The sequence below is a fragment of the Phaeodactylibacter xiamenensis genome (assembly GCF_965229835.1).
In the GTDB taxonomy this organism is placed as follows: Bacteria; Bacteroidota; Bacteroidia; order Chitinophagales; family Saprospiraceae; genus Phaeodactylibacter; species Phaeodactylibacter xiamenensis.
This window is the reverse complement of record NZ_OZ245931.1, coordinates 513,542-533,316: the sequence shown is the minus strand read 5'-3', so window position 1 is coordinate 533,316 and position 19,775 is coordinate 513,542. Positions and strand designations below refer to the sequence as shown.

At 51.2% G+C, this 19,775-nt stretch carries 10 protein-coding genes; 6 read left to right on the top strand and 4 right to left on the bottom strand.

The genetic code is table 11. The features are described 5' to 3' along the window. Positions 1-57: 57 nt before the first annotated feature. Positions 58-1,158 carry a ferrochelatase gene (gene hemH, locus ACO08I_RS01925; RefSeq protein ID WP_421948301.1) on the bottom strand — a complete coding sequence of 367 codons (1,101 nt, stop codon included), beginning with the start codon at positions 1,156-1,158 and terminating at the stop codon, positions 58-60. 138 nt (positions 1,159-1,296) lie between these two features. Between hemH and surE the strand changes: the two genes are divergently transcribed. From surE to lpxB, 3 genes are read left to right on the top strand one after another with little or no spacing between them, the layout of a single operon-like run. Beyond that, on the top strand, positions 1,297-2,070 hold the full coding sequence (gene surE / locus ACO08I_RS01920) for a 5'/3'-nucleotidase SurE (RefSeq protein WP_282781957.1): 774 nt from the start codon (positions 1,297-1,299) through the stop codon (positions 2,068-2,070). Positions 2,071-2,073: 3 nt separating this feature from the next. Next, positions 2,074-2,376: a hypothetical protein gene (locus tag ACO08I_RS01915; RefSeq protein ID WP_282781959.1), complete on the top strand. Its 303-nt coding sequence runs from the start codon at positions 2,074-2,076 to the stop codon at positions 2,374-2,376. After that, positions 2,373-3,512: a lipid-A-disaccharide synthase gene (gene lpxB, locus ACO08I_RS01910; protein WP_421948300.1), complete on the top strand. Its 1,140-nt coding sequence runs from the start codon at positions 2,373-2,375 to the stop codon at positions 3,510-3,512. Before ACO08I_RS01915 ends, lpxB begins: the two co-directional genes overlap by 4 nt. Here the strand turns inward: lpxB and selD are convergent. Genes selD through glpK form a run of 3 tightly spaced genes read right to left on the bottom strand, consistent with a single transcriptional unit; the run spans position 3,509 to position 7,088 of the window. Beyond that, positions 3,509-4,546: a selenide, water dikinase SelD gene (selD, locus tag ACO08I_RS01905; protein WP_421948299.1), complete on the bottom strand. Its 1,038-nt coding sequence runs from the start codon at positions 4,544-4,546 to the stop codon at positions 3,509-3,511. The two genes, lpxB and selD, sit on opposite strands and share 4 nt — an antisense overlap. Before the next feature lies 1 nt (position 4,547). After that, a complete protein-coding gene (gene mnmH, locus ACO08I_RS01900; protein WP_421948298.1) occupies positions 4,548-5,588 on the bottom strand; it encodes a tRNA 2-selenouridine(34) synthase MnmH in 1,041 nt (346 codons plus the stop codon). 6 nt (positions 5,589-5,594) lie between these two features. After that, positions 5,595-7,088, bottom strand: coding sequence for a glycerol kinase GlpK (gene glpK / locus ACO08I_RS01895; RefSeq protein ID WP_421948297.1), 1,494 nt, complete (start codon positions 7,086-7,088; stop codon positions 5,595-5,597). A gap of 197 nt (positions 7,089-7,285) precedes the next feature. Here glpK and bshC point away from each other — a divergent pair, with 197 nt between their 5' ends. The 3 genes from bshC (at position 7,286) to ACO08I_RS01880 (ending at position 19,773) form a co-directional block, all read left to right on the top strand. Then, complete coding sequence (bshC, locus tag ACO08I_RS01890; RefSeq protein WP_421948296.1) at positions 7,286-8,899, top strand: bacillithiol biosynthesis cysteine-adding enzyme BshC; 1,614 nt, start codon at positions 7,286-7,288, stop codon at positions 8,897-8,899. A 1,135-nt stretch (positions 8,900-10,034) separates the two neighbouring features. Next, positions 10,035-17,189 carry an SdrD B-like domain-containing protein gene (locus ACO08I_RS01885; RefSeq protein WP_421948295.1) on the top strand — a complete coding sequence of 2,385 codons (7,155 nt, stop codon included), beginning with the start codon at positions 10,035-10,037 and terminating at the stop codon, positions 17,187-17,189. 451 nt (positions 17,190-17,640) lie between these two features. Then, positions 17,641-19,773 carry a nitrite reductase gene (locus ACO08I_RS01880; RefSeq protein ID WP_421948294.1) on the top strand — a complete coding sequence of 711 codons (2,133 nt, stop codon included), beginning with the start codon at positions 17,641-17,643 and terminating at the stop codon, positions 19,771-19,773. The last annotated feature ends 2 nt before the right edge of the window (positions 19,774-19,775 follow it).

Here is a 19,775-nt window from a genome sequence, read left to right as displayed (position 1 = left end):
TTTTTGCCGCAAAGATAGGTTTTGGGAGGGACACCCCAAGCCCCTCCCCCGGCTTTTTTACGATTCCGATGCAGCAGTGGCTGCCGGGCGGGAGATGCTGGTCTTTTGCTGTTCCAGTACCAGGTCTGCCACGGTCTGAATCCACCTGGGATCGTCATTCAGGCTGGGAACAAGGTCGACGTGTTCGCCGCCCATTTCCTCAAATTCTTCCTGATACTCGGTACCAATTTCGATGATGGTCTCCAGGCAATCAGCTATAAAAGCCGGGCTGAACACCAACAGGCGTTTTGCACCTTTCTCCGCCTGCTCTTCGATGGTCTTGATGGTATAGGGTTGTGCCCAGGCTTCCGGCCCCAGACGGCTTTGAAAAGCGGTAGTGTACTGTTCCGGCTTTAGCCCAAGCTCTGCCACAATAGCTTTCGTAGTGGCATGGCACTGCGCAGAATAACAGAATTGGTTCACCGGAGAAATATTCATACAGCAGTCCTCCTTTTTCGTACAGTGGCTGTCCGTAGGATCACCCTTGCGGAGTTGCCGCTGTGGCAGGCCGTGGTAACTAAAAATGATGTGATCGTAGCTATTCAGGTCAAACTGACGGGCATTGTCCGCGAATATCTTAATCATGCTGGGGCGGTCGTAGTAGGAATTCACCATTTTAACATCGGGGATGATCTGCCGCTTGGAGAGCTCCTGCATGACCGCGTCGTGCACAGAACCGGTGGTAGCCGAAGCATACTGTGGAAACATAGGGATCACCGTAATTTCAGAAACCAGGGCTTTCTCCAGGTTTTCGATAGCATGGCCGATGGACGGATTCTGGTAGCGCATGGCGAGCTCCACAATATACTCCTCACCAAGCAATTCCTGCACGCCATCCCGAACACGCTCCCCGTAAAATTTGAGCGGAGAGCCTTCTTCCGTCCATAGCATTTTGTACAGCTTGGAAGAACTGCCGCTGCGAAAAGGCGCAATGATACCGCGCACCAGCAGGTTGCGGGGCAGCCACGGGTAGTCAATTACACGGGGGTCGAGCAAAAACTGCTTGAGATAGCGGTATACTGCTCCCCGGGAGGGGTCGTCCGGGGTTCCTAAATTAACCAGTAATACGCCTTTTTTTCCAATACTCGTCATGCTTACGTTCTGTCTGTTAGTACTCATTTTTCGGAATGTCAACCTTTCAAACGCTCACTTGCTTTCTTAGTTTAAAACCTTGTTTTTATTTATGGTCATGTTAATGTATTTTTGGCCACTCACCTGCCCAGCCCCAAGTTACGGGTATGGCTCAAAAAAAAATCCATGAAACGACCTCTGATACTGGTAACCAATGATGACGGCATCACCGCACCCGGCATTCGCACGCTGGTGGAAATTGCAAAAACACTTGGCGATGTGGTGGTGGTCGCTCCGGACTCCCCGCAGTCGGGCATGGGGCACGCCATTACCATCAGTGGCCCGATCCGGCTTCACCCCAACAAACAGGTATTTGAAGATGTGGAAGCCTACGAATGCTCTGGTACGCCGGTAGATTGCGTGAAACTGGCTAAACATGTGGTGCTGAAAGACCGGCAGCCTGATTTGTGCCTTTCGGGTATCAACCATGGGTCCAATGCCTCCATCAACATCATCTATTCGGGTACGCTCTCGGCGGCGATGGAGGCCTCGCTGGAAGGCATCCCATCCATTGGGCTCTCCCTGCTCGACTACTCCCACGAAGCAGACTTCGAGCCTTGTGTCCCTTTTGTTAAAACCCTGGCGGAATGGGTTTTGAATAACGGCCTGGAAGAAGGCAGCCTCCTGAATGTCAATATCCCGGCTATTTCCCGATCGGAACTCAAAGGGCTGCGGGTTTGCCGTCAGGCTGATGCCCGATGGATCGAAGAATTTACGGAAGCTGAAGACCCCCGGGGGCAAAAATACTACTGGCTCACCGGCCGCTTCTCCAATGATGACGAAGCCGATGATACTGATATCTGGGCGCTGGAAAATAACTATATCTCGGTAGTGCCATCCATGCACGACCTGACCAATTACCGGGCCATCAAGACTCTCAAGCAAATCGAAAAACTGTAAGGCATGTTCCAGAGAAACAACCTCTTTTATGGTGTGCTGATCGGGTTGTTGCTGCCCGCACTTGGCTTTGCGCTTATCTATTTTGGGTATGGCATGCTGGAAAATAGCGGCGTAGTGAGCGAGCGCGGTTTCTCCCCTTACTTTCGGGAACGGACATCCGCTGTAATTGCTATTTGCCTCAACCTGCTGCCGCTGAATAAGTTCATGAAAGCGCGCGCTACTCAATCCATGCGGGGCATAGTGCTTGCCACAGTCGTCCTGGTAGCAGCCTGGGTCATTTACTTTGGGAAATACATCCTTTCATGAAGTACTACATCATTGCCGGTGAAGCATCAGGTGACCTGCATGGCAGCAATCTGATGAAAGGGCTTAAAGCTGAGGATGAGCAGGCAGATTTCCGTATCTGGGGCGGCGATCTCATGGAAGCACAAGGTGGCCAGTTGGTCAAACATTACCGCGACCTGGCATTTATGGGCTTTTGGGAGGTCTTAATGAATATCCGCACTATCCTTGGGAATATCAAAATGTGCAAGCGGGACATCCTTGTCTTCCAGCCTGATGTATTGATTTTGATTGACTATCCGGGCTTCAACCTTCGAATTGCGAAATGGGCTAAAGCACAGGGCATACGTGTGTTCTACTATATTAGCCCACAGATTTGGGCCTGGCACAGCAGCCGGGTGCATGGTATTAAGGCCAGTGTGGACCGTATGTTTGTAATCCTTCCCTTTGAGCGTGACTTTTATGCGAAGTACGATTACGAGGTTGATTTTGTGGGCCACCCGCTTATGGACGTCGTGGAGACCTTCGAAGCGCCTGCGGATTTCACTACGGTCCACCAACTGAATGACGCTCCCATTATCGCTCTGCTGCCGGGCAGCCGCAAACAGGAAATCGAGCGCCTCCTCAATGTCATGCTCTCCATCGTCCCGGACTTTCCCGGTTATCAGTTCGTAATTGCGGGCGCACCTTCACAGGAGCGGGCGTTTTACGAGCGGGTCATACAGCAGTCGCCGCTTTCCAAAGAAGCGACAGAGCGGGTCCACTTTACTGACAACCAAACTTATGCCTTATTGCAACACGCGGAAGCAGCCCTGGTGACCTCTGGCACAGCCACTTTAGAGACCGCCTTGTTTGAGGTGCCTCAGGTCGTCTGCTATAAGGGCAGCCCCCTCTCCTACTACATTGCCCGGCAGGTCGTCAATGTGGATTACATCTCTCTGGTCAACCTTATTGCTAACCGGGAAGTTGTCAGAGAGCTCATACAAGACGACTGCAACCCGGAACGAATACGGGAAGAACTGTCAGCCATTCTGCCCGGTGGCCACCGCCGCCATTCCATGAAAGGCGATTATGCCTCCCTGAAAACCCTGATCGGGCAGGGCGGTGCTTCCCGCAAAGCCGCCCGGCTTATGGTGCAGTATGCTCAGCCTGAGGGTTAATCGGTAACGCGGACCAGCTTTGCGCGCTGTGTTTCCAGGACACCCAAAGGCTCCAAATCGAAGCCTTCTGCCTTTGCAGCTTTCTTAAAGTCGCTCACATGTCCGGGCGCTACTGCTGTCAGCAAGCCGCCACTGGTCTGAGGGTCGCAAAGCAAAAAGCGTTGTTCATCGGGCAGGTCCTCAATCTTGTGCCCGTAGCTGCTCCAGTTCCGATGAGTGCCGCCAGGTATGCATTTCTCGCTCAGGTAGTAATCCAGGATCGCTTTGTCGAGCAGTGGGACCTGTCTGAAGTTCACGGTAGCACTCAGCCCGCTGGCTTCACACATTTCGCTCAAATGCCCCAGTAAGCCAAAGCCCGTCACATCCGTCATGGCATGTACGTACGGCAGGCGGGCAAAAACCGCCCCCACTTTGTTGAGTTGGACCATACTATCGCGGGCGATGGTCCTGTGTGCTGGTTTCAGCTTTTTCTTTTTTTGTGCCGTACTGAGAATGCCTACGCCCAGGGGTTTGGTCAGAAAAAGCACATCCCCTGCTTTTGCGCCTCCGTTCATTTTTAGCTCGTCCATTTTTACCCGGCCGGTCACGGCGAGCCCAAAAATCGGCTCCGGGCTGTCGATGCTATGCCCGCCTGCCAGAGGAATGCCTGCTTCCTGGCAAGCCTGACGCCCCCCTTCAATCACCAGATTAGCTACCTCGGGCGGTAGTTTATCTATGGGCCACCCCAGAATGGCAATGGCGACCAAAGGCGTAGCCCCCATCGCATAAATATCGCTGATGGCATTAACGGAAGCGATCCGCCCAAAGTCAACCGGATCGTCTACAATAGGCATGAAAAAGTCCGTTGTGCTTACGATGGCGGTACCATCGCCCAGATCGAAAACTGCTGCATCGTCCCGTTTATCATTACCGACAATGAGCCCGGGGAATGGTACTTTTTCATTAGCATGCGCGAGGATTTCATCCAGGACTTTGGGAGCGATTTTGCACCCGCATCCGGCACCGTGGCTGTATTCAGTTAGCTTATATCCCATTTTAGTGTCGTTTTTGATTTGCGAACGCAATTAGAGTTTGGGCAGTTTGAGCCGGATCGTCTTTTTCTACAGGTACAGAATAAACGGTTTGCCGTCCCAGTTTCTCAAAAGTGTGGTGGTGATAGGCTTTATCGTAATAAACGAGGGCTATTTCAGCAGCCTTGTGGTAGTCCTTTTTCTCCAGGGCTTCAAAGGCAGCTTTGAGATTTTGCCCGCCGAGCCGTTTGCGGATACGCCCGAAAGCTTCTGTTAGTTGGGCATCAGAAAAGGACGCATACTGTTGCACCAGCCGGTTGAGCCGGTCATGGTGGCTCACCTGCAGGTCGAATAACGGGGCTTCGGTCATCGTTTTCCAAAAGCCCTCCGGAATGTAGACCCTGCCAATAGCCCTGCTTTCATTTTCGAGCCAAATCCGGCGATCAGGGTCGAGCTGCCGGAATGCCTCCCACAAGTCATTCTCAAACTGCCGCACGGTTGGCTGAGGAGCTTCCCCCAACGCACCGAAGGTAGAGCCCTTATGATGGGCCAGTTTTTCCAGGTCAATAATTTGCTCTCCTGCGGTTTTCAGCGCGTGAATGACCTCCGTCTTTCCGGCACCGGTAGGCCCGCCAACGATCAGAAAATTCGCTTTCACCTGAGCAAGTTCGGCTTGTACCCAGGTCCGGTAAGCTTTATAGCCTCCTTTAATGACCTGTACTTCGAAACCACTCAGGTCCAGCAGCCAGCCTACACTGCTGCTCCGCTGACCGCCCCGCCAGCAATGCAACAGTACCTTTCCAGCCGGAGCCAGCGCTTCAGCTTGTTCTACCAGTTCCCGCATTTTGGGGCCGACGAACTCCAGACCGCGCAGGAAAGCTTTTTTGGGGCTCACCTGCTTATAAAGTGTGCCTACTTCTGCCCGTTCTTCGTTTGAAAAGAGCGGTAAATTGTGTGCGCCCGTGATGTGCGCTTCCCCGAACTCAGCTGGCGTACGGACATCCAACATGGGGATGTCCTTTAATTGCGCAATAGCTTCCTTCGGAGAAATATAAATTATTGCCATTTATGTTTACTCTGCTTTTTCCCAATCCATACTGCGTTTGACGGCTTTTTGCCATCCCGCATAACGCCGGTCCCGCTCTTCAGCCGCCATCTCCGGCTGGAAGGCAATATCCAGTTGCCACTTCTGCTCCAATTCTTCCGGTTTCCAGTAACCCGTAGCCAGCCCGGCCAGGTAGGCAGCGCCCAGAGCCGTTGTCTCGATAATCTTCGGCCGTTCTACCTGTACGTTTAGCATATCGGACTGGAACTGCATGAGGAGGTTGTTAGCGCTTGCTCCCCCGTCTACACGCAATGCTTTTAAAGGGAAACCAGCATCCTTCTCCATCGCATTTAGCACATCCTTGGTTTGGTAAGCCAGTGATTCCAGCGTTGCCCGGATGATATGGGCTTTGCCCGTGCCCCGGGTCAGCCCAAAAATCGCGCCCCTGGCGTACATATCCCAGTAGGGAGCGCCCAGGCCTGCAAATGCAGGGACTACATAAACGCCATCAGTATCAGGGACTTTCATGGCATAGTATTCAGAATCCGGAGACTCATCGATGATTTTTAAGCCGTCCCGCAACCACTGAATGGCAGCGCCAGCAATAAAAACACTGCCCTCCAGCGCATACATTGGCTTTCCATCCAGCCCACAGGCTACCGTAGTCAGCAGCCCGTGTTTGGAAGTGACCATTTCATGCCCGGTATTCATCAGCATGAAGCAGCCGGTACCGTAGGTGTTTTTGCCCATGCCCGGCTTCACACAAGCCTGGCCAAACATGGCTGCCTGTTGATCACCTGCAATACCGGCAATGGGGATCGGTTTACCAAAAAGGTAGGCTTGGGTCTCGGCGTACACTTCGCATGAGGATTTCACTTCCGGAAGCATGGACTTAGGCACGCTCAGGATGTCGAGCAGGTGATCGTCCCATTCCAGTTTTTTGATATTATATAATAAGGTGCGTGAAGCATTGGTATAATCTGTCACATGTTGCTTTCCTCCGCTGAGTTTCCAGATGAGCCAGGAATCAACTGTTCCGAAGCACAGCTCACCCGCCTCGGCCTTTGCTCTGGCCCCTTCCACATTATCCAGTATCCATTTTACCTTTGTTCCGGAGAAGTAAGCATCAGCCAGGAGGCCGGTATTTTCACGCAGGTAGGGTTCATGCCCGTCTTTCTTTAGTTGGTCACAGATTTTGGCCGTACGGCGATCCTGCCAGACAATGGCGTTATGGATGGGCTCTCCGGTATTCCGGTCCCAAACCACTGCGGTCTCCCTCTGATTCGTAATGCCGATACCAGCGATACGATCGGCAGAAACACCCTGCTTGCGAAGAACGCCTTGCGCAACCTTCAGCTGAGTATTCCAAATTTCGTTAGGGTCATGTTCCACCCAGCCCGCTTTGGGGTAAATCTGGGTGAACTCTTGTTGCTCAGTCGCAACTATACTGCCTTCATGATCAAAAAGAATGGCCCGGGAACTGGTAGTCCCCTGGTCAAGAGCAAGGATATATTGGTCCATATAAATCTTGGTGTAATAATGATTTGATTAAGGGTAGCATGCCAAAAATATAAATTGTGGGTATATCTGCAAGAAATCTTATTTGATTTTCTCGCCATTACCCTTCTCTGGCAAAAAAACAGGTGGTCAGTCAACTATTGCCCACGGATTTGCTTTCTTCTAAAAAGCATCTGCAATCACCAATCTACAAACATTAAATGAGTAAACCGAAGCCAGGCCTTACCCGAGAACTTCTTTCTTTCGATAAAGTGCCGCAACTGTCTGAACGGGATCTAGCCTATACTACCGCCGACCCAAGACTCAAACCTTTTTATAAGTACCCGGTAACGCTGGAGGCCTTTGAATCTGTCATTCGGGACAAAGCCTTTGACCAGGAACGCCGGGAAACACTGGTCCGGGCTCTCAAAGCGCAATACGCGGGCAAGGAGCTGAGCAAGCTCACCAGCAGCAGAATAGATGCTCTGCTCGAAGCCAACACCTATACAGTGACAACGGCCCACCAACCCAGCCTGTTTACAGGGCCACTGTACTACATTTATAAGATCATTTCCACCCTCAATCTGGCGGAACAGCTCGGAAAAACCTATCCGGATTACAACTTCGTCCCCATATTCATTACTGGAGGGGAAGACCACGATTTCGAGGAAGTGAACCATCTGCATATTTTTGGCAAAACCGTAACCTGGGAAAACGGCCACACCGGACCTGTAGGACAAATGCCACTGGACGGATTGCAGGAAGCTTTGCAAACCCTTGCAGATATCATGGGCGATTCGCCTTCTGCTCAGGAACTGACGAACCTCTTCAAAGCTGCCCTTGAGGGGAAAACGAAGTACGGTGAAGTCGCTTTTGACCTGACCCACCGCCTGCTTGGCGAGTACGGGCTCGTCATACTAGACCCCAGCCATCCGGACTTAAAAGCTTCTTTTACTCCTTTTGTCCATAAGGAGATTTTTGAGCAGCCTTCCAAGCTACTCGTAGAAGGCACCGTCAAAGAGCTGGAAGCTGCTGGTTTTTCAGAACAGGCGTATCCCAGGGAAATTAATTTTTTCTACCTGGGCGAAGGCTTCCGGGAGCGTATTGTGCAGGAAGGAGAAACATTTAAAGTGCTCAATCAGGATATTTCGTGGACTACTGAAGCGCTCAGGGCAGAAATCGAAGCTCACCCACAGCGGTTCAGCCCCAATGTAGTCATGCGGCCTATCTATCAGGAACACATCCTGCCCAACCTGGCCTACATTGGCGGTGGCGGTGAGATTGCATACTGGCTGGAGCGAAAGAAACAATTCGAAGCTTTCGGCCTGAATTTCCCTATGCTCATCCGACGAAACTCAGTGCTTTTCGTTGACAAGGGCACCCGCAAACGCCTGGACAAACTCGATCTTCAGGTAGAAGACCTCTTTGGTGACATTGAAGCACTGATTAAAGCGTACGTAAGAGAAAATACCGAAAACGAGATCAGCTTATCGGAGGAGAAAAAAGCCTTAGCGCAGGTTTTCAAACAGGTAGAAGCCAAAGCTCAGGAAGTAGACCCTACATTGCGCAAAGCCGCAGCTGCTGAAGGAGCCCGGCAGTTGAACAGCCTGAATCAGCTCGAAGGTAAGCTCATGCGGGCGGAAAAGCAACGCCATGATACTGCGGTTAATCAGATGCGCACACTCAAAGACAAGCTTTTCCCCAATAACGGGCTTCAGGAACGCTACGACAACTTCACAATGTACTACCTCAAATACAGCCGGGGCTTTTTTGAAGCGCTGATGGAGCACCTCGACCCCCTTGACAACCGTTTCGTTGTGCTTATTGATGCCTAACCCGGCCCCCGGCCGAATTAAAAATGCACTGCTGAGACAGGTTCAGCAGTGCATTTTTTGTTTCCCGCAAATAAAAAATGAAAGTTTTTTGAGCTTTTTGCCCTGGAATCAGTGTCTGAAAAATGATTTTATTTTCACAAACTTAAAACAGATCCCTTTTTATATAGCATTTTATTTGCCTTACTTTATTTATTTTTTTTCACAATAGCCCGTTTTTGTCTTTGTTATCCCTTGTAATTATTAAGATGTTTGTAATGTCAAACGAAGATAGAAGCCGATGAATGAATTGGCTCTCAAAATTTGGGATTTTTATTTGGGATTTTAGTTTGCCACTTATAGCAAGTCGGATCTGGGAAAATCTGACTTGCTATACGGCAACTACTTCCAAACCTTGAAAGACTATTAAGCCTCCTCATCAGGAGAACTAAATATAAAGATTTATACTTTTCAACTAGCTCTTGCTAGTTTTCGTACATGTTCATGGGATTATGAATGATAAGTCGTACTGAGATTCAGTGCGACTTATTTTTTTTGCGCTAAAGATAACGTAAACCCTGGAAAGCAAATACTAAGAGCCGTGCGAACATCTAAAATTTTTCTTAATACGTTGGTTTTCAAGAAAAAGATGTGCTTTTTCTGGAACATTCAACAGAGGTATCCGTATAGATAACTAAAGGCAGGGATGCGGGCCCACCTTAAAAAGAAATGTTTGGTACACCTATTCCCGGCAAACTTCCAAAAAGTGATTGGAAGTTTGAAGCAAAATTTGTTTCTTTGTGACATAAGACGCCGGAATGCGTCTACACACACAGTAGCAAACATCTTGCCCCACCATTCCCCTTGGCTCCGGAATTTCCGGAGTTCCCTTCACGAAGAAAAGATCATAGCATTTGCTATGGTTGTTTGGTGTTTTTCCAGGTTTGACGATAGTCAGTAAACTTATTTATCGGTAGAAATTAGTGGTATTTAGTCTAACCATGACTATTATATATGCCTTGGTCTTTACTGATCCTAATCTGTTAAATACCATTTTTCAGCTAACAAATTCATAATCCAGATGCAAAGAATTTTACCATCTTCCATTCGCACAAGTTTGTTGTGTAAGCTGAAGAGCCCCAAAAACCGCATTATTCTAATGCTACCGCTCTTCCTGCTTTCCTTTCAAGTCTTACAGGCGCAGATCACAGTTGACTTTCAGGTCACTGAACCTGCCTGTTTTGGTCAACCGAACGGTAGCGTTACGGCAACCGCTTCCGGAGGGAACGCCCCTTACAGCTATACCTGGAACACAGGTGCGGTAGGGCCGGTACTTTCCGGGGTTACAGCTGGCACTTACACCGTTACTGTGGTGGATGCCTCCAATAATTCCGCCATTAAAAATATTACCGTTACTCAGCCGGATTTGGTCAATGTAGATATCACAGCTGATAATTGTACATTGCCTATCACCATTACGGCAACAGGCAGCGGTGGAGAATCACCTTACAATTACAACTGGAATACAGGACAAAACGGTTCGACCATTACTGTTCCGGGAGCAGGCACCTATTGTGTCACAATGACCGATCAGGACCTCTGTGGTGCAGTAGAATGTATAACCGTTGATTTCACGCCTCTGGATGTAAATGTTAATGTCAACAATATCACCTGCCCGGGCGACAACAACGGGCAGATCACCGCAACACCAATTGGAGGCACGCCTCCTTTCTCCTATCTTTGGAATACTGGTGCAACCACTGCCTCCATCAGTGGCCTTGCTCCTGGCACTTATACCGTTACCTTAACAGACAGTGAAGGCTGTCAGGCGGTAGGCTCAGGCACCGTGATTGAACCGCCCGCTCTATTTGCCAATGCAACCGGGCAAAACCCGGTCTGTGTGGGTGACGACAACGGCTCTGCCTCCGTAGTTGCTTCAGGTGGCACCCTGCCATACAGCTATCTGTGGAGTACCGGTGCAACGACTACTTCCATAGCAGGGCTTGTTCCCGGGGGCTATTCTGTAACAGTTACGGATGCCAACGGCTGTATTGCCGTAGATAATGTAGTCATCGCTCCTTTGTCTAACCTGAATGTATCCCTGCAAAAGAACGACGAGAGCTGCCCTGATCAGAACGACGGGTCCATCACCGCATTTCCGGTAGGTGGTGTACAGCCAGTTTCCTACAGCTGGAGTACTGGTGCAACCACACAGACAATTTCCGGGCTGGCACCAGGGGTGTATGCAGTGACGGTGACGGATGCACAAGGATGCCAGGATGTGGCTTCTACCATTATCATGGCCGCCACAGACCTTGAAATTGCGATTATTGCCAACGACGTTACGGTATGTGACGGCACGAACGGCTCCGCAACTGTTTCCGTTACCGATGGAGCAGGCCCCTTTACTTATCAGTGGAGCAACGGCGCAACGACTCAAACGATTTCCAATCTTCCTGGTGGTGTATATATGGTGACCGTTACTGATGTAAACGGCTGTATAGCTACCGAGGCGGTAATGATCGATACTCCACCCAACCTAATCGTTTCTATCATCACTTCTGAGTCGACCGTTTGCCTGGGTGAAAACACCTCTACGGCAACCGCAACCGTCTCAGGGGGCACGGCTCCTTTTACTTATCTCTGGAGCACAGGAGAAACCACACAGCAAATTACAGGCCTTGGCGCCGGCACTTATACGGTTACCGTAACGGATGCCGCGATGTGTCAGGATGTTGCCACGGTGGTTATTGAAGCTGCACCAAGCCTTGGCGTAACCATCAGCGGAGACGAGACCGTTTGTGATCCTGAAGGCGAAGGGTTTGCCACGGCCACTCCAATTGGCGGTACCCCGCCGTTTACCTACAACTGGAGCAACGGCAGCACCACAGCTTCTATCGGCAACCTGCCAGAAGGCACCTACACTGTTACCGTTACGGACGCCCTTGGTTGTACCGCGATCGAGTCTATTGACATTGAAATTGTGGATGACTTTATCTTAGATATTATTGTGACCAACCCACTTTGCCCGGAAGACGAGAACGGCAGTATCCTCGCTGAAGGCTGGGGTGGCACGCCACCGTACATCTATCAGTGGAGTAATGGCGTTACCGGCACCCCACTGCTTGAAAACATCGGCGCAGGCAACTACAGCGTGACCGTCACGGACCAGAACGGTTGTCAACTCATTGAAAACTTCACGCTGGTTGACCCACCAGCTGTAGTGGCAGATATTTCAGCGACTCAGGAATTGTGCCCCGGCGAAACAACGGGCATGGCGATGGCGATGGCCAGCGGCGGAACGCCTCCGTATACCTATCTGTGGAATACCGGTGCCACGACTCAAATGATCACAGGACTAAGCGCAGGAACTTATACAGTGACCGTGACAGATGCTAACGGATGTGAAGACCTCGCAGCGGTTGTTATCGAGGAAGCATCAGAGCTCATTGTGGTGATCAGTGGAGATGAAACCATTTGTGACCCGGAAGGCGAAGGGCTTGCGACCGCTATGGCTTCCGGCGGAAACCCGCCTTACAGTTATCAATGGAGCACAGGGGCAACCACACAGGCTATTGCCAACCTGCCCGAAGGTTCCTACAGTGTAACAGTAACGGATGCACTGGGCTGTACTGCCGTGGATGACATTGACATTGACATCGTGGATGATTTCATTCTGGATATCATCGTCACCAATCCGCTCTGCCCCGGTGATGAAAACGGTAGCATCCTGGCTGAAGGCTGGGGTGGCACACCGCCTTACATTTATCAGTGGAGCAACGGTGTGACCGGTACCCCGCTGCTTGAAAATATTGGAGCTGGCAACTATAGCGTTACCGTCACGGATCAGAACGGATGCCAGCTCATCGAAAACTTTGTATTGGCAGACCCTCCTACCCTGGTAGCAACGATCAATGCCACAGTTGAGGTATGCCCGGGCGAGTTTACCGGAACAGCCATGGCTGTAGGTATGGGAGGAACGCCTCCTTATACTTACGAGTGGAATACAGGAGCGATAACTCAAATGATTACAGGCTTAGGCGCAGGCACTTACACGGTTACCATCACCGACGCTAACGGCTGCCAGGCCGCAAAATCCGTTGAAATCGGTGAATACGATGGCGTTACGGCTGTAATTACCGGAACGGACATTGTATGTGGTTCTGAGACAGATGGTATGCTCACCGCCATGTCTACATCAGGCACACCACCGTTTACCTACGTGTGGAGCACCGGCGCGACCAGCCAAACCATTATGAACCTGGGTGCAGGAACCTACAGCGTTACGGTCACGGATGCTAATGGCTGTACAGACGATACGTCCTTCACCATTGATGTAAGCGATGACCTTGCCGTCAACGGTACAAGCAAAAACCTTCTTTGCTTCGCAGACGGCACAGGCGAAGCAACAGCTAACCCCACCGGCGGCACCCCTCCTTATACCTATCAGTGGAATAACGGATCTATGGCGCCTGCTATTCTGGGCGTCCCCGCAGGCTTCTACAGCGTTACTGTAACGGATGAAAACGGCTGTACGGCTTCTCAGACCTTTGTTATTTCTCAGCCTACCGAAATACAGGTAGATGGGAATGCCGGCGGGCTGGTTTGCCCCGGCGACATGAACGGAACAGCCATGGCAATGGCAAGTGGCGGCACGCCTCCCTACACTTATGAATGGAGCACCGGTGCCACCACACAAATGATTACCGGCCTTGGTGCTGGCACTTACACTGTCACTGTTACCGATGCCAACGAATGTGAAGCCACGGCAACGGTAACTATCGAAGAAGCGCCTGAACTCGACATCAATGTAGACGCCCCCGAGGTGGTTTGCGGAGCTGGGAATACCGGCGAAGCTTCTGTAGAGGCTATAGGCGGACTGCCACCTTACACCTACGAGTGGAGCACCGGTGAGTCCGATACCAATATTGAAAACCTCCCTGAAGGCACTTATTCCGTTACGGTGACGGATGCCAACGGCTGTACGAAGGTAGAGGAAATCTTTATTGAGGTCATTGAAGACTTCTCTATCACTGTGGTGCCAAGAGACGTGCTTTGCAACGGTGATAATACCGGCAGTATTTTGGTGACTGCTGAGGGCGGTACCGCACCCTACTCGTATGAATGGTCTACCGGCGATACGCTCAGCGAGCTGATTAACCTGCCGGCAGGGCAATACAGCCTGACTGTCACGGATGCCAACGATTGTACGCTATCCGAAACCGTAACAATTGGCGAGCCACCATTGCTTGAACTTGACCTCGATGTGACTGACGTTACCTGCGCAAATGCGGGCGATGGGCAGGTCATTATTAATGTATCAGGAGGCAATGATGCCAGCTACACGATCTTTGTAGATGGCAATGAAGTCGTTTCCAACACTATTACCGGACTCTCAGGACCGGACACGCTTATCGTTACAGTGCGGGATGCCAACTTCTGCGAAACTTCCGACACTGCCATTATCAATGAGCCGGAAGCGATAGAGCTGAGCCTTGATGTGCAAAACAATCCTTGTAATGGAGATATGCTCGGTGCAGTGATGACCACTGTTTCCGGAGGAAATATGCCTTACAACTTCGAGTGGAGCAACGGCGCCGGCACTCCGGACCTCATGGGCGTGCCCGCTGGTACTTACTCCGTAACGGTAACCGATATTGAGGGCTGTACCGCAACGGCAGAAGCTACCGTAGCTGAGCCAGACCCCATCAATATCACACTTAATAAAACGGACATTTTCTGTGACGACGATGGCACGGGTTCTATCACGGCTGTGGTAACCGGCGGTACGCCTGCTTACACCTACGAGTGGAGCAATGGTGAAACAACGGCTACCATTGATGGCCTTCAGCCTGGCCAGTACACCGTTACGGTAACAGACCTGAACGAATGTACAGCCATGTCTTCGGTCACCATAAACGCATTCCCAAGCCTGAGCCTGACACCGATCGCCACTTCGCCACAGTGCTTTGGCGAATCAACCGGTGCAGCAGCAGTCTCTGTTTCCGGTGGTACGCCACCGTTCTCCTATCAGTGGAACACGGGCAGCACCACGCCGGAACTTATTGACATCCCGGCAGGCATTTACGAAGTTACCGTAACCGATGATGCCGGTTGTACCGGAACAGCAATTGTAGGCGTAGCACAGCCGGAAGAATTAATTGCTTCCATATCCTCCTCTATGACGGAGGACGTTAGCTGTAATGGTTTGTCTGATGGCCAGGCCAGTGTGGAAGTAACCGGCGGCACCATGCCCTTCACCTACGAGTGGAGTGATGGTCAAACCACGCCAACGGCTACCAACCTGTCCGCCGGAACTTACACCGTAACAGTCACCGATGCTAACGATTGTGCAGATGTCCTTACCGTGGAAATTAATGAGCCGGAAGCGATTGACCTCAACATCTCTGCCGATGTAGGCAATACTTGTGAGAATACAACCGATGGTGCTGTAAGCGTTAGCGCAACGGGAGGTACGCCTCCGTTCTTCTACGAGTGGAGCAATGGTGCAACAACACCTTCTATTTCTAACCTGCCGGCAGGTACCTACACCGTCACGGTTACTGATATTGCAGAGTGTACGGCTACGGCGAGCATTGACGTGAATGCTTTCCCTGCTCCATCCTGCTCTATTGAAGTGACGAGCCCTATCTCCACGGCTGGCAACGATGGTGAAGCAACTATTACGGTCACAGGAGGCACAGCACCTTACACTTACCTCTGGAGTGATGGCCAAACCACGGAGACCGCAACCGGCCTTGCTTCCGGCGACTACACCGCAACCGTCACCGATGCTAACGGCTGTGAAACGACTTGTATGGTAACGATTGCACCACCGGCTCAGCTTGGCGACTATGTCTGGCTGGATGAAGACCGCGATGGCATTCAGGACCCGAACGAACAGGGCATCGAAGGCGTGATGGTCATCCTGCAGATTCCTGCTGAAAATGACCCGATCAATATCGATACGATGTTCACAGATGCCAATGGCTTCTACCTCTTCAATGTAGATCCGGGCGAGTACAAAGTACAGTTTATTGCACCGGGAGGCCTGGTCTTCACTGCTCCTAACCAAGGGGTGGACGATGCACTTGACAGCGACGCCGACACCCTCATGGGTATGACAGGTATCTACGTTATCAATGCAGGAGATTCTAACCTGACTGTTGATGCCGGTCTTTACACCAAGTGTGACAACATCGACGATCCGGGGCTCATTGGTCCAAACCAGTTCCTGTGCGGTCCTGGCAACGACCCAGACCCCATCATCAATATCGAATCACCATCAGGTGGTAGTGGTGCCATAGAATACCTGTGGATGCAAAGTACTATTGCCGGGCCATTCAACCTTCAGACCTGGCAAATCATCCCAGGCGCTACCGGAGACTCTTATGATCCGGGGCCACTTTCTGAAACCACTTACTTTGCACGCTGTGCCCGCCGGGAATGCTGTATTGTATACCTTGAAAGCAACATCGTTACTATTGAAGTAGGTAATGTGGCTGTAGCGGACATCAATGGTCCTGACTTCATCTGTGTGGATGAGCCAACGACCTTCTTTGCAGGCCCAACTGGTGCTAATGCTCAAATTCAGTGGTCCTTTAGCCCGGGGCTCAGCCCACAAAGTGCAACAGGCCCACAGGTTAGCGTTACGGCTTCCTCACACGGTTCCTTCACCATTACGCTGCAGGTGACCGAGAATGGGTGTACTTCCACGGATATCGAGACCATTACTGCAACCAACAGCCCGTTATACTGTGGTTCGCCGATGCCGCTCACCGCAGAAGTCACCAATGAGGTGGACGGAGAAGTCATGGTCAGCTGGATGACGGAAGAGTTTATTCAGGATCATACCTACACCGTCGAACACTCTGCTGATGGCGGAGAACGATTTGTGGAAATTGCGACCGTAGAAGAGCCCTCTGCCTACCTTGGTGTAATGAACTACTACGAGCAAATGCATGATAACGCCAAGCGCGGCCGCAACCTCTACCGACTGCGGATTGAAAACCCACAGGGTGATATCTTCTACTCTGAAGAGGCCGAAGCAATCCTCTACGGAGATTCGGAAATTGCGCTGCTTTATCCGAACCCTGCAGAAGAAGTGGCTACACTCGAGCTATTTGAAACCTTCGGGGAATCCGTAACAGTAGAACTCTTGGGTGTTCAGGGCAATGTCATCTATTCACAGCAGCTGGCACCCGATGCGCAGCAACTGGAACTGGATGTAAAACAACTGCCATCCGGCACCTACTTCGTTAAGCTGAACTACAGCAAGTCAGGCGTTAAAGTCCTGAAACTGACGAAGAAGTAAGCGAATTTGTTAGCTTTAGTATATCAAAAAGCTGTACCGGGAGACTCCCGGTACAGCTTTTTTTATTCCTCTCCTTTCTTTTTAAATTCCAGACTCCGCTTTTTTTGGTCCTGAAAAGTCCTTTTAGAAAAGAAAAAATTGAGCCTAAATACCTGTAATTCAACTGATTGACAGAATTACAAATCTATTTACCTAAATTCCTATCGGATTAGTATTGTTTTATTCGGAGTAAGGCTGTATACTTGCACTATGAAACAAAAGCAATATACCATGCAAGCTATGATGAGCCACGAGATATTCCGGCGGCATCTGCGAATGCGATGTTGTTGTTGCTCCTGCCCTACCCTCTGATTCACGATTCTTTCCCTGCTGAATTTTCAAACCAAATTGCCGGGCTAATTGGAACCGATTGCCCCTAAAATGCTATTGACCAAACCCAAAAAGTTTGACCATGTCTGCTACAACTATACCCACTGAAGACCACAAAGATATTGAGGAACTGAAGCAACGGATCGACGGCTTCTATTCCGGAAAAGAAGATGAAGAGCGTTTCAAACTGTACCGCCTGACCCGCGGTGTTTACGGGCAGCGGCAATTTGGGGTGCAGATGTTCCGTACCAAGATACCCTATGGCAAAATCACTACTACTCAGCTCAGGGCCCTTGCCGATATCTCGGAGCGCTATACCAACGGGAACCTTCACCTGACTACCCGGCAGAATGTGCAAATGCATTTTGTCAAGCTTAGCGATTCGCCGCTAATCTGGGAAGACCTGGCAGCGGCAGGCCTGACCGCCCGGGAAGCCTGCGGGAATACCGTACGCAACATTACGGCTTCTCCCACAGCTGGCATTGATCCGGAAGAGCCTTTTGATGTGGCACCTTATGTACAGGCGACTTTCGAATACTTCCTGCGCAACCCGATTTGCCAGGAAATGGGTCGTAAAATCAAGCCTGCCTTCTCTTCCAGCGAGCGGGACTCTGCCTATACCTATTTCCATGACTTTGGCTTCATCCCCCGTCTGCGGGAACACGGAGGCGAATTGCGCCGGGGGTTTAAGGTGGTCATTGGTGGCGGGCTCGGTGCCGTAGGTGCCATTGCCCAAACTGTTTACGAATTCCTGCCAGACGACCAGATTATCCCCTTCATGGAAGCCTGCATCCGGGTATTTGACCGCTACGGAGAACGCGAAAAGCGGATGAAAGCCCGTATGAAGTTTCTGATTAAGAAAATGGGCGTTGAGGCATTCATGAAGCTGGCAAAGGAAGAATGGCCCAGCCTGCCTCAGCAGTCTGTCCCGATAGTCCCGGAGGAAGAAGAGGTACTTCTGCCTGATGCACCCCAGGGGCGTCCTGAAATTAAGGATCAGGCTCACTACCAACGCTGGCTGGTCCTGAATACTTTCCGCCAGAAACAGGAAAGATTTTACGGCGTGCAGGTAAAAGTACCACGCGGAGACATTCACGCCCGCATTGCCCGCCCGCTGGCCGATCTCGTCAAAGCTTATGCTGCCGATGACATCCGGATAACGGTACAACAGGGATTGTTGCTGCGTTTTGTCCGCCCGGAGGCCCTGCCTTACCTCTACAACGGGCTACAGGCGCTGGGACTGGCAGACCTCGGCGCGGACAGCATCGCGGATGTCACCTCCTGCCCGGGTACTGACACCTGTGCATTAGGCGTCACCAACAGCACCGGGCTGGCTTCAAAGCTGGAGCAAGTCTTACTGGAAGAATACGACGAATTGCTGGAGACCAGCGATATCCGGATAAAAATCAGCGGCTGCATGAATTCCTGCGGGCAGCATATGGCCGCGCAAATTGGCTTGCATGGCAGTTCTATCAAGACCGGTGCGCAGGTGCTGCCAGCGATGCAGGTTGTGTTGGGCGGAGGTGTCTCTCCTGAGGGCGAAGGCTTCATCGCCCAGAAGGTTATAAAATTGCCTACAAAGCGCATCCCGCAGGCGCTCCGTACCCTGCTTGATGATTTCCAGTCAAACAGCACGACCGGGCAACGATTCAATGAATACTTTCAGGAACAGGGGAAGCGCTACTTCTACACCCTGCTCAAGCCCCTTGCTGAAACGGATAACCTGAACGCTGAGGACTACTTTGACTGGGGGCAGGACGAGGCCTACCGTCAGGAAATTGGCGTCGGAGAATGCGCAGGCGTCACCCTTGATGTGATCGGGACCATTTTGGGCGAAGCCCAGGTGAAGTACCAACTGGCAGAAGAAGCCGTGGGCGCAGAAGCTTTCGCGGATGGCATCTACCATGCCTACACCAGCATGATTATCGGTGCCAAAGCGCTGCTGCTCGCCAGGGATGTCAATTGCAATACCCATCGGAAAATCCTGAAAGACTTCCAGGAGCACTACATCGCCACCAACGATTTCCCGGCACTGACCCAAGACTTTGAAGCATTTGTATTGGAAATGAAAGAGCAGGCACCTACTCCTGAATTTGCGGCCACTTACCTGAAAAAAGCGCAATCCTTCCGCAAACGTGTCATTGCCGTGCGGGAGGCACAACTCAAGGAAGCCGGTCAGGACAAGCTCGTTGTCGATAACTACTACAAAGCCTGAGC

Coding starts and splice junctions, on each gene's coding strand:
- selD (WP_421948299.1), bottom strand. CDS start 4,546: ATGGGATATAAGCTAACTGAATACAGCCACGGTGCCGGATGCGGGTGC.
- bshC (WP_421948296.1), top strand. CDS start 7,286: ATGAGTAAACCGAAGCCAGGCCTTACCCGAGAACTTCTTTCTTTCGAT.
- surE (WP_282781957.1), top strand. CDS start 1,297: ATGAAACGACCTCTGATACTGGTAACCAATGATGACGGCATCACCGCA.
- lpxB (WP_421948300.1), top strand. CDS start 2,373: ATGAAGTACTACATCATTGCCGGTGAAGCATCAGGTGACCTGCATGGC.
- glpK (WP_421948297.1), bottom strand. CDS start 7,088: ATGGACCAATATATCCTTGCTCTTGACCAGGGGACTACCAGTTCCCGG.
- hemH (WP_421948301.1), bottom strand. CDS start 1,158: ATGAGTACTAACAGACAGAACGTAAGCATGACGAGTATTGGAAAAAAA.
- mnmH (WP_421948298.1), bottom strand. CDS start 5,588: ATGGCAATAATTTATATTTCTCCGAAGGAAGCTATTGCGCAATTAAAG.
- ACO08I_RS01880 (WP_421948294.1), top strand. CDS start 17,641: ATGTCTGCTACAACTATACCCACTGAAGACCACAAAGATATTGAGGAA.
- ACO08I_RS01915 (WP_282781959.1), top strand. CDS start 2,074: ATGTTCCAGAGAAACAACCTCTTTTATGGTGTGCTGATCGGGTTGTTG.
- ACO08I_RS01885 (WP_421948295.1), top strand. CDS start 10,035: ATGCTACCGCTCTTCCTGCTTTCCTTTCAAGTCTTACAGGCGCAGATC.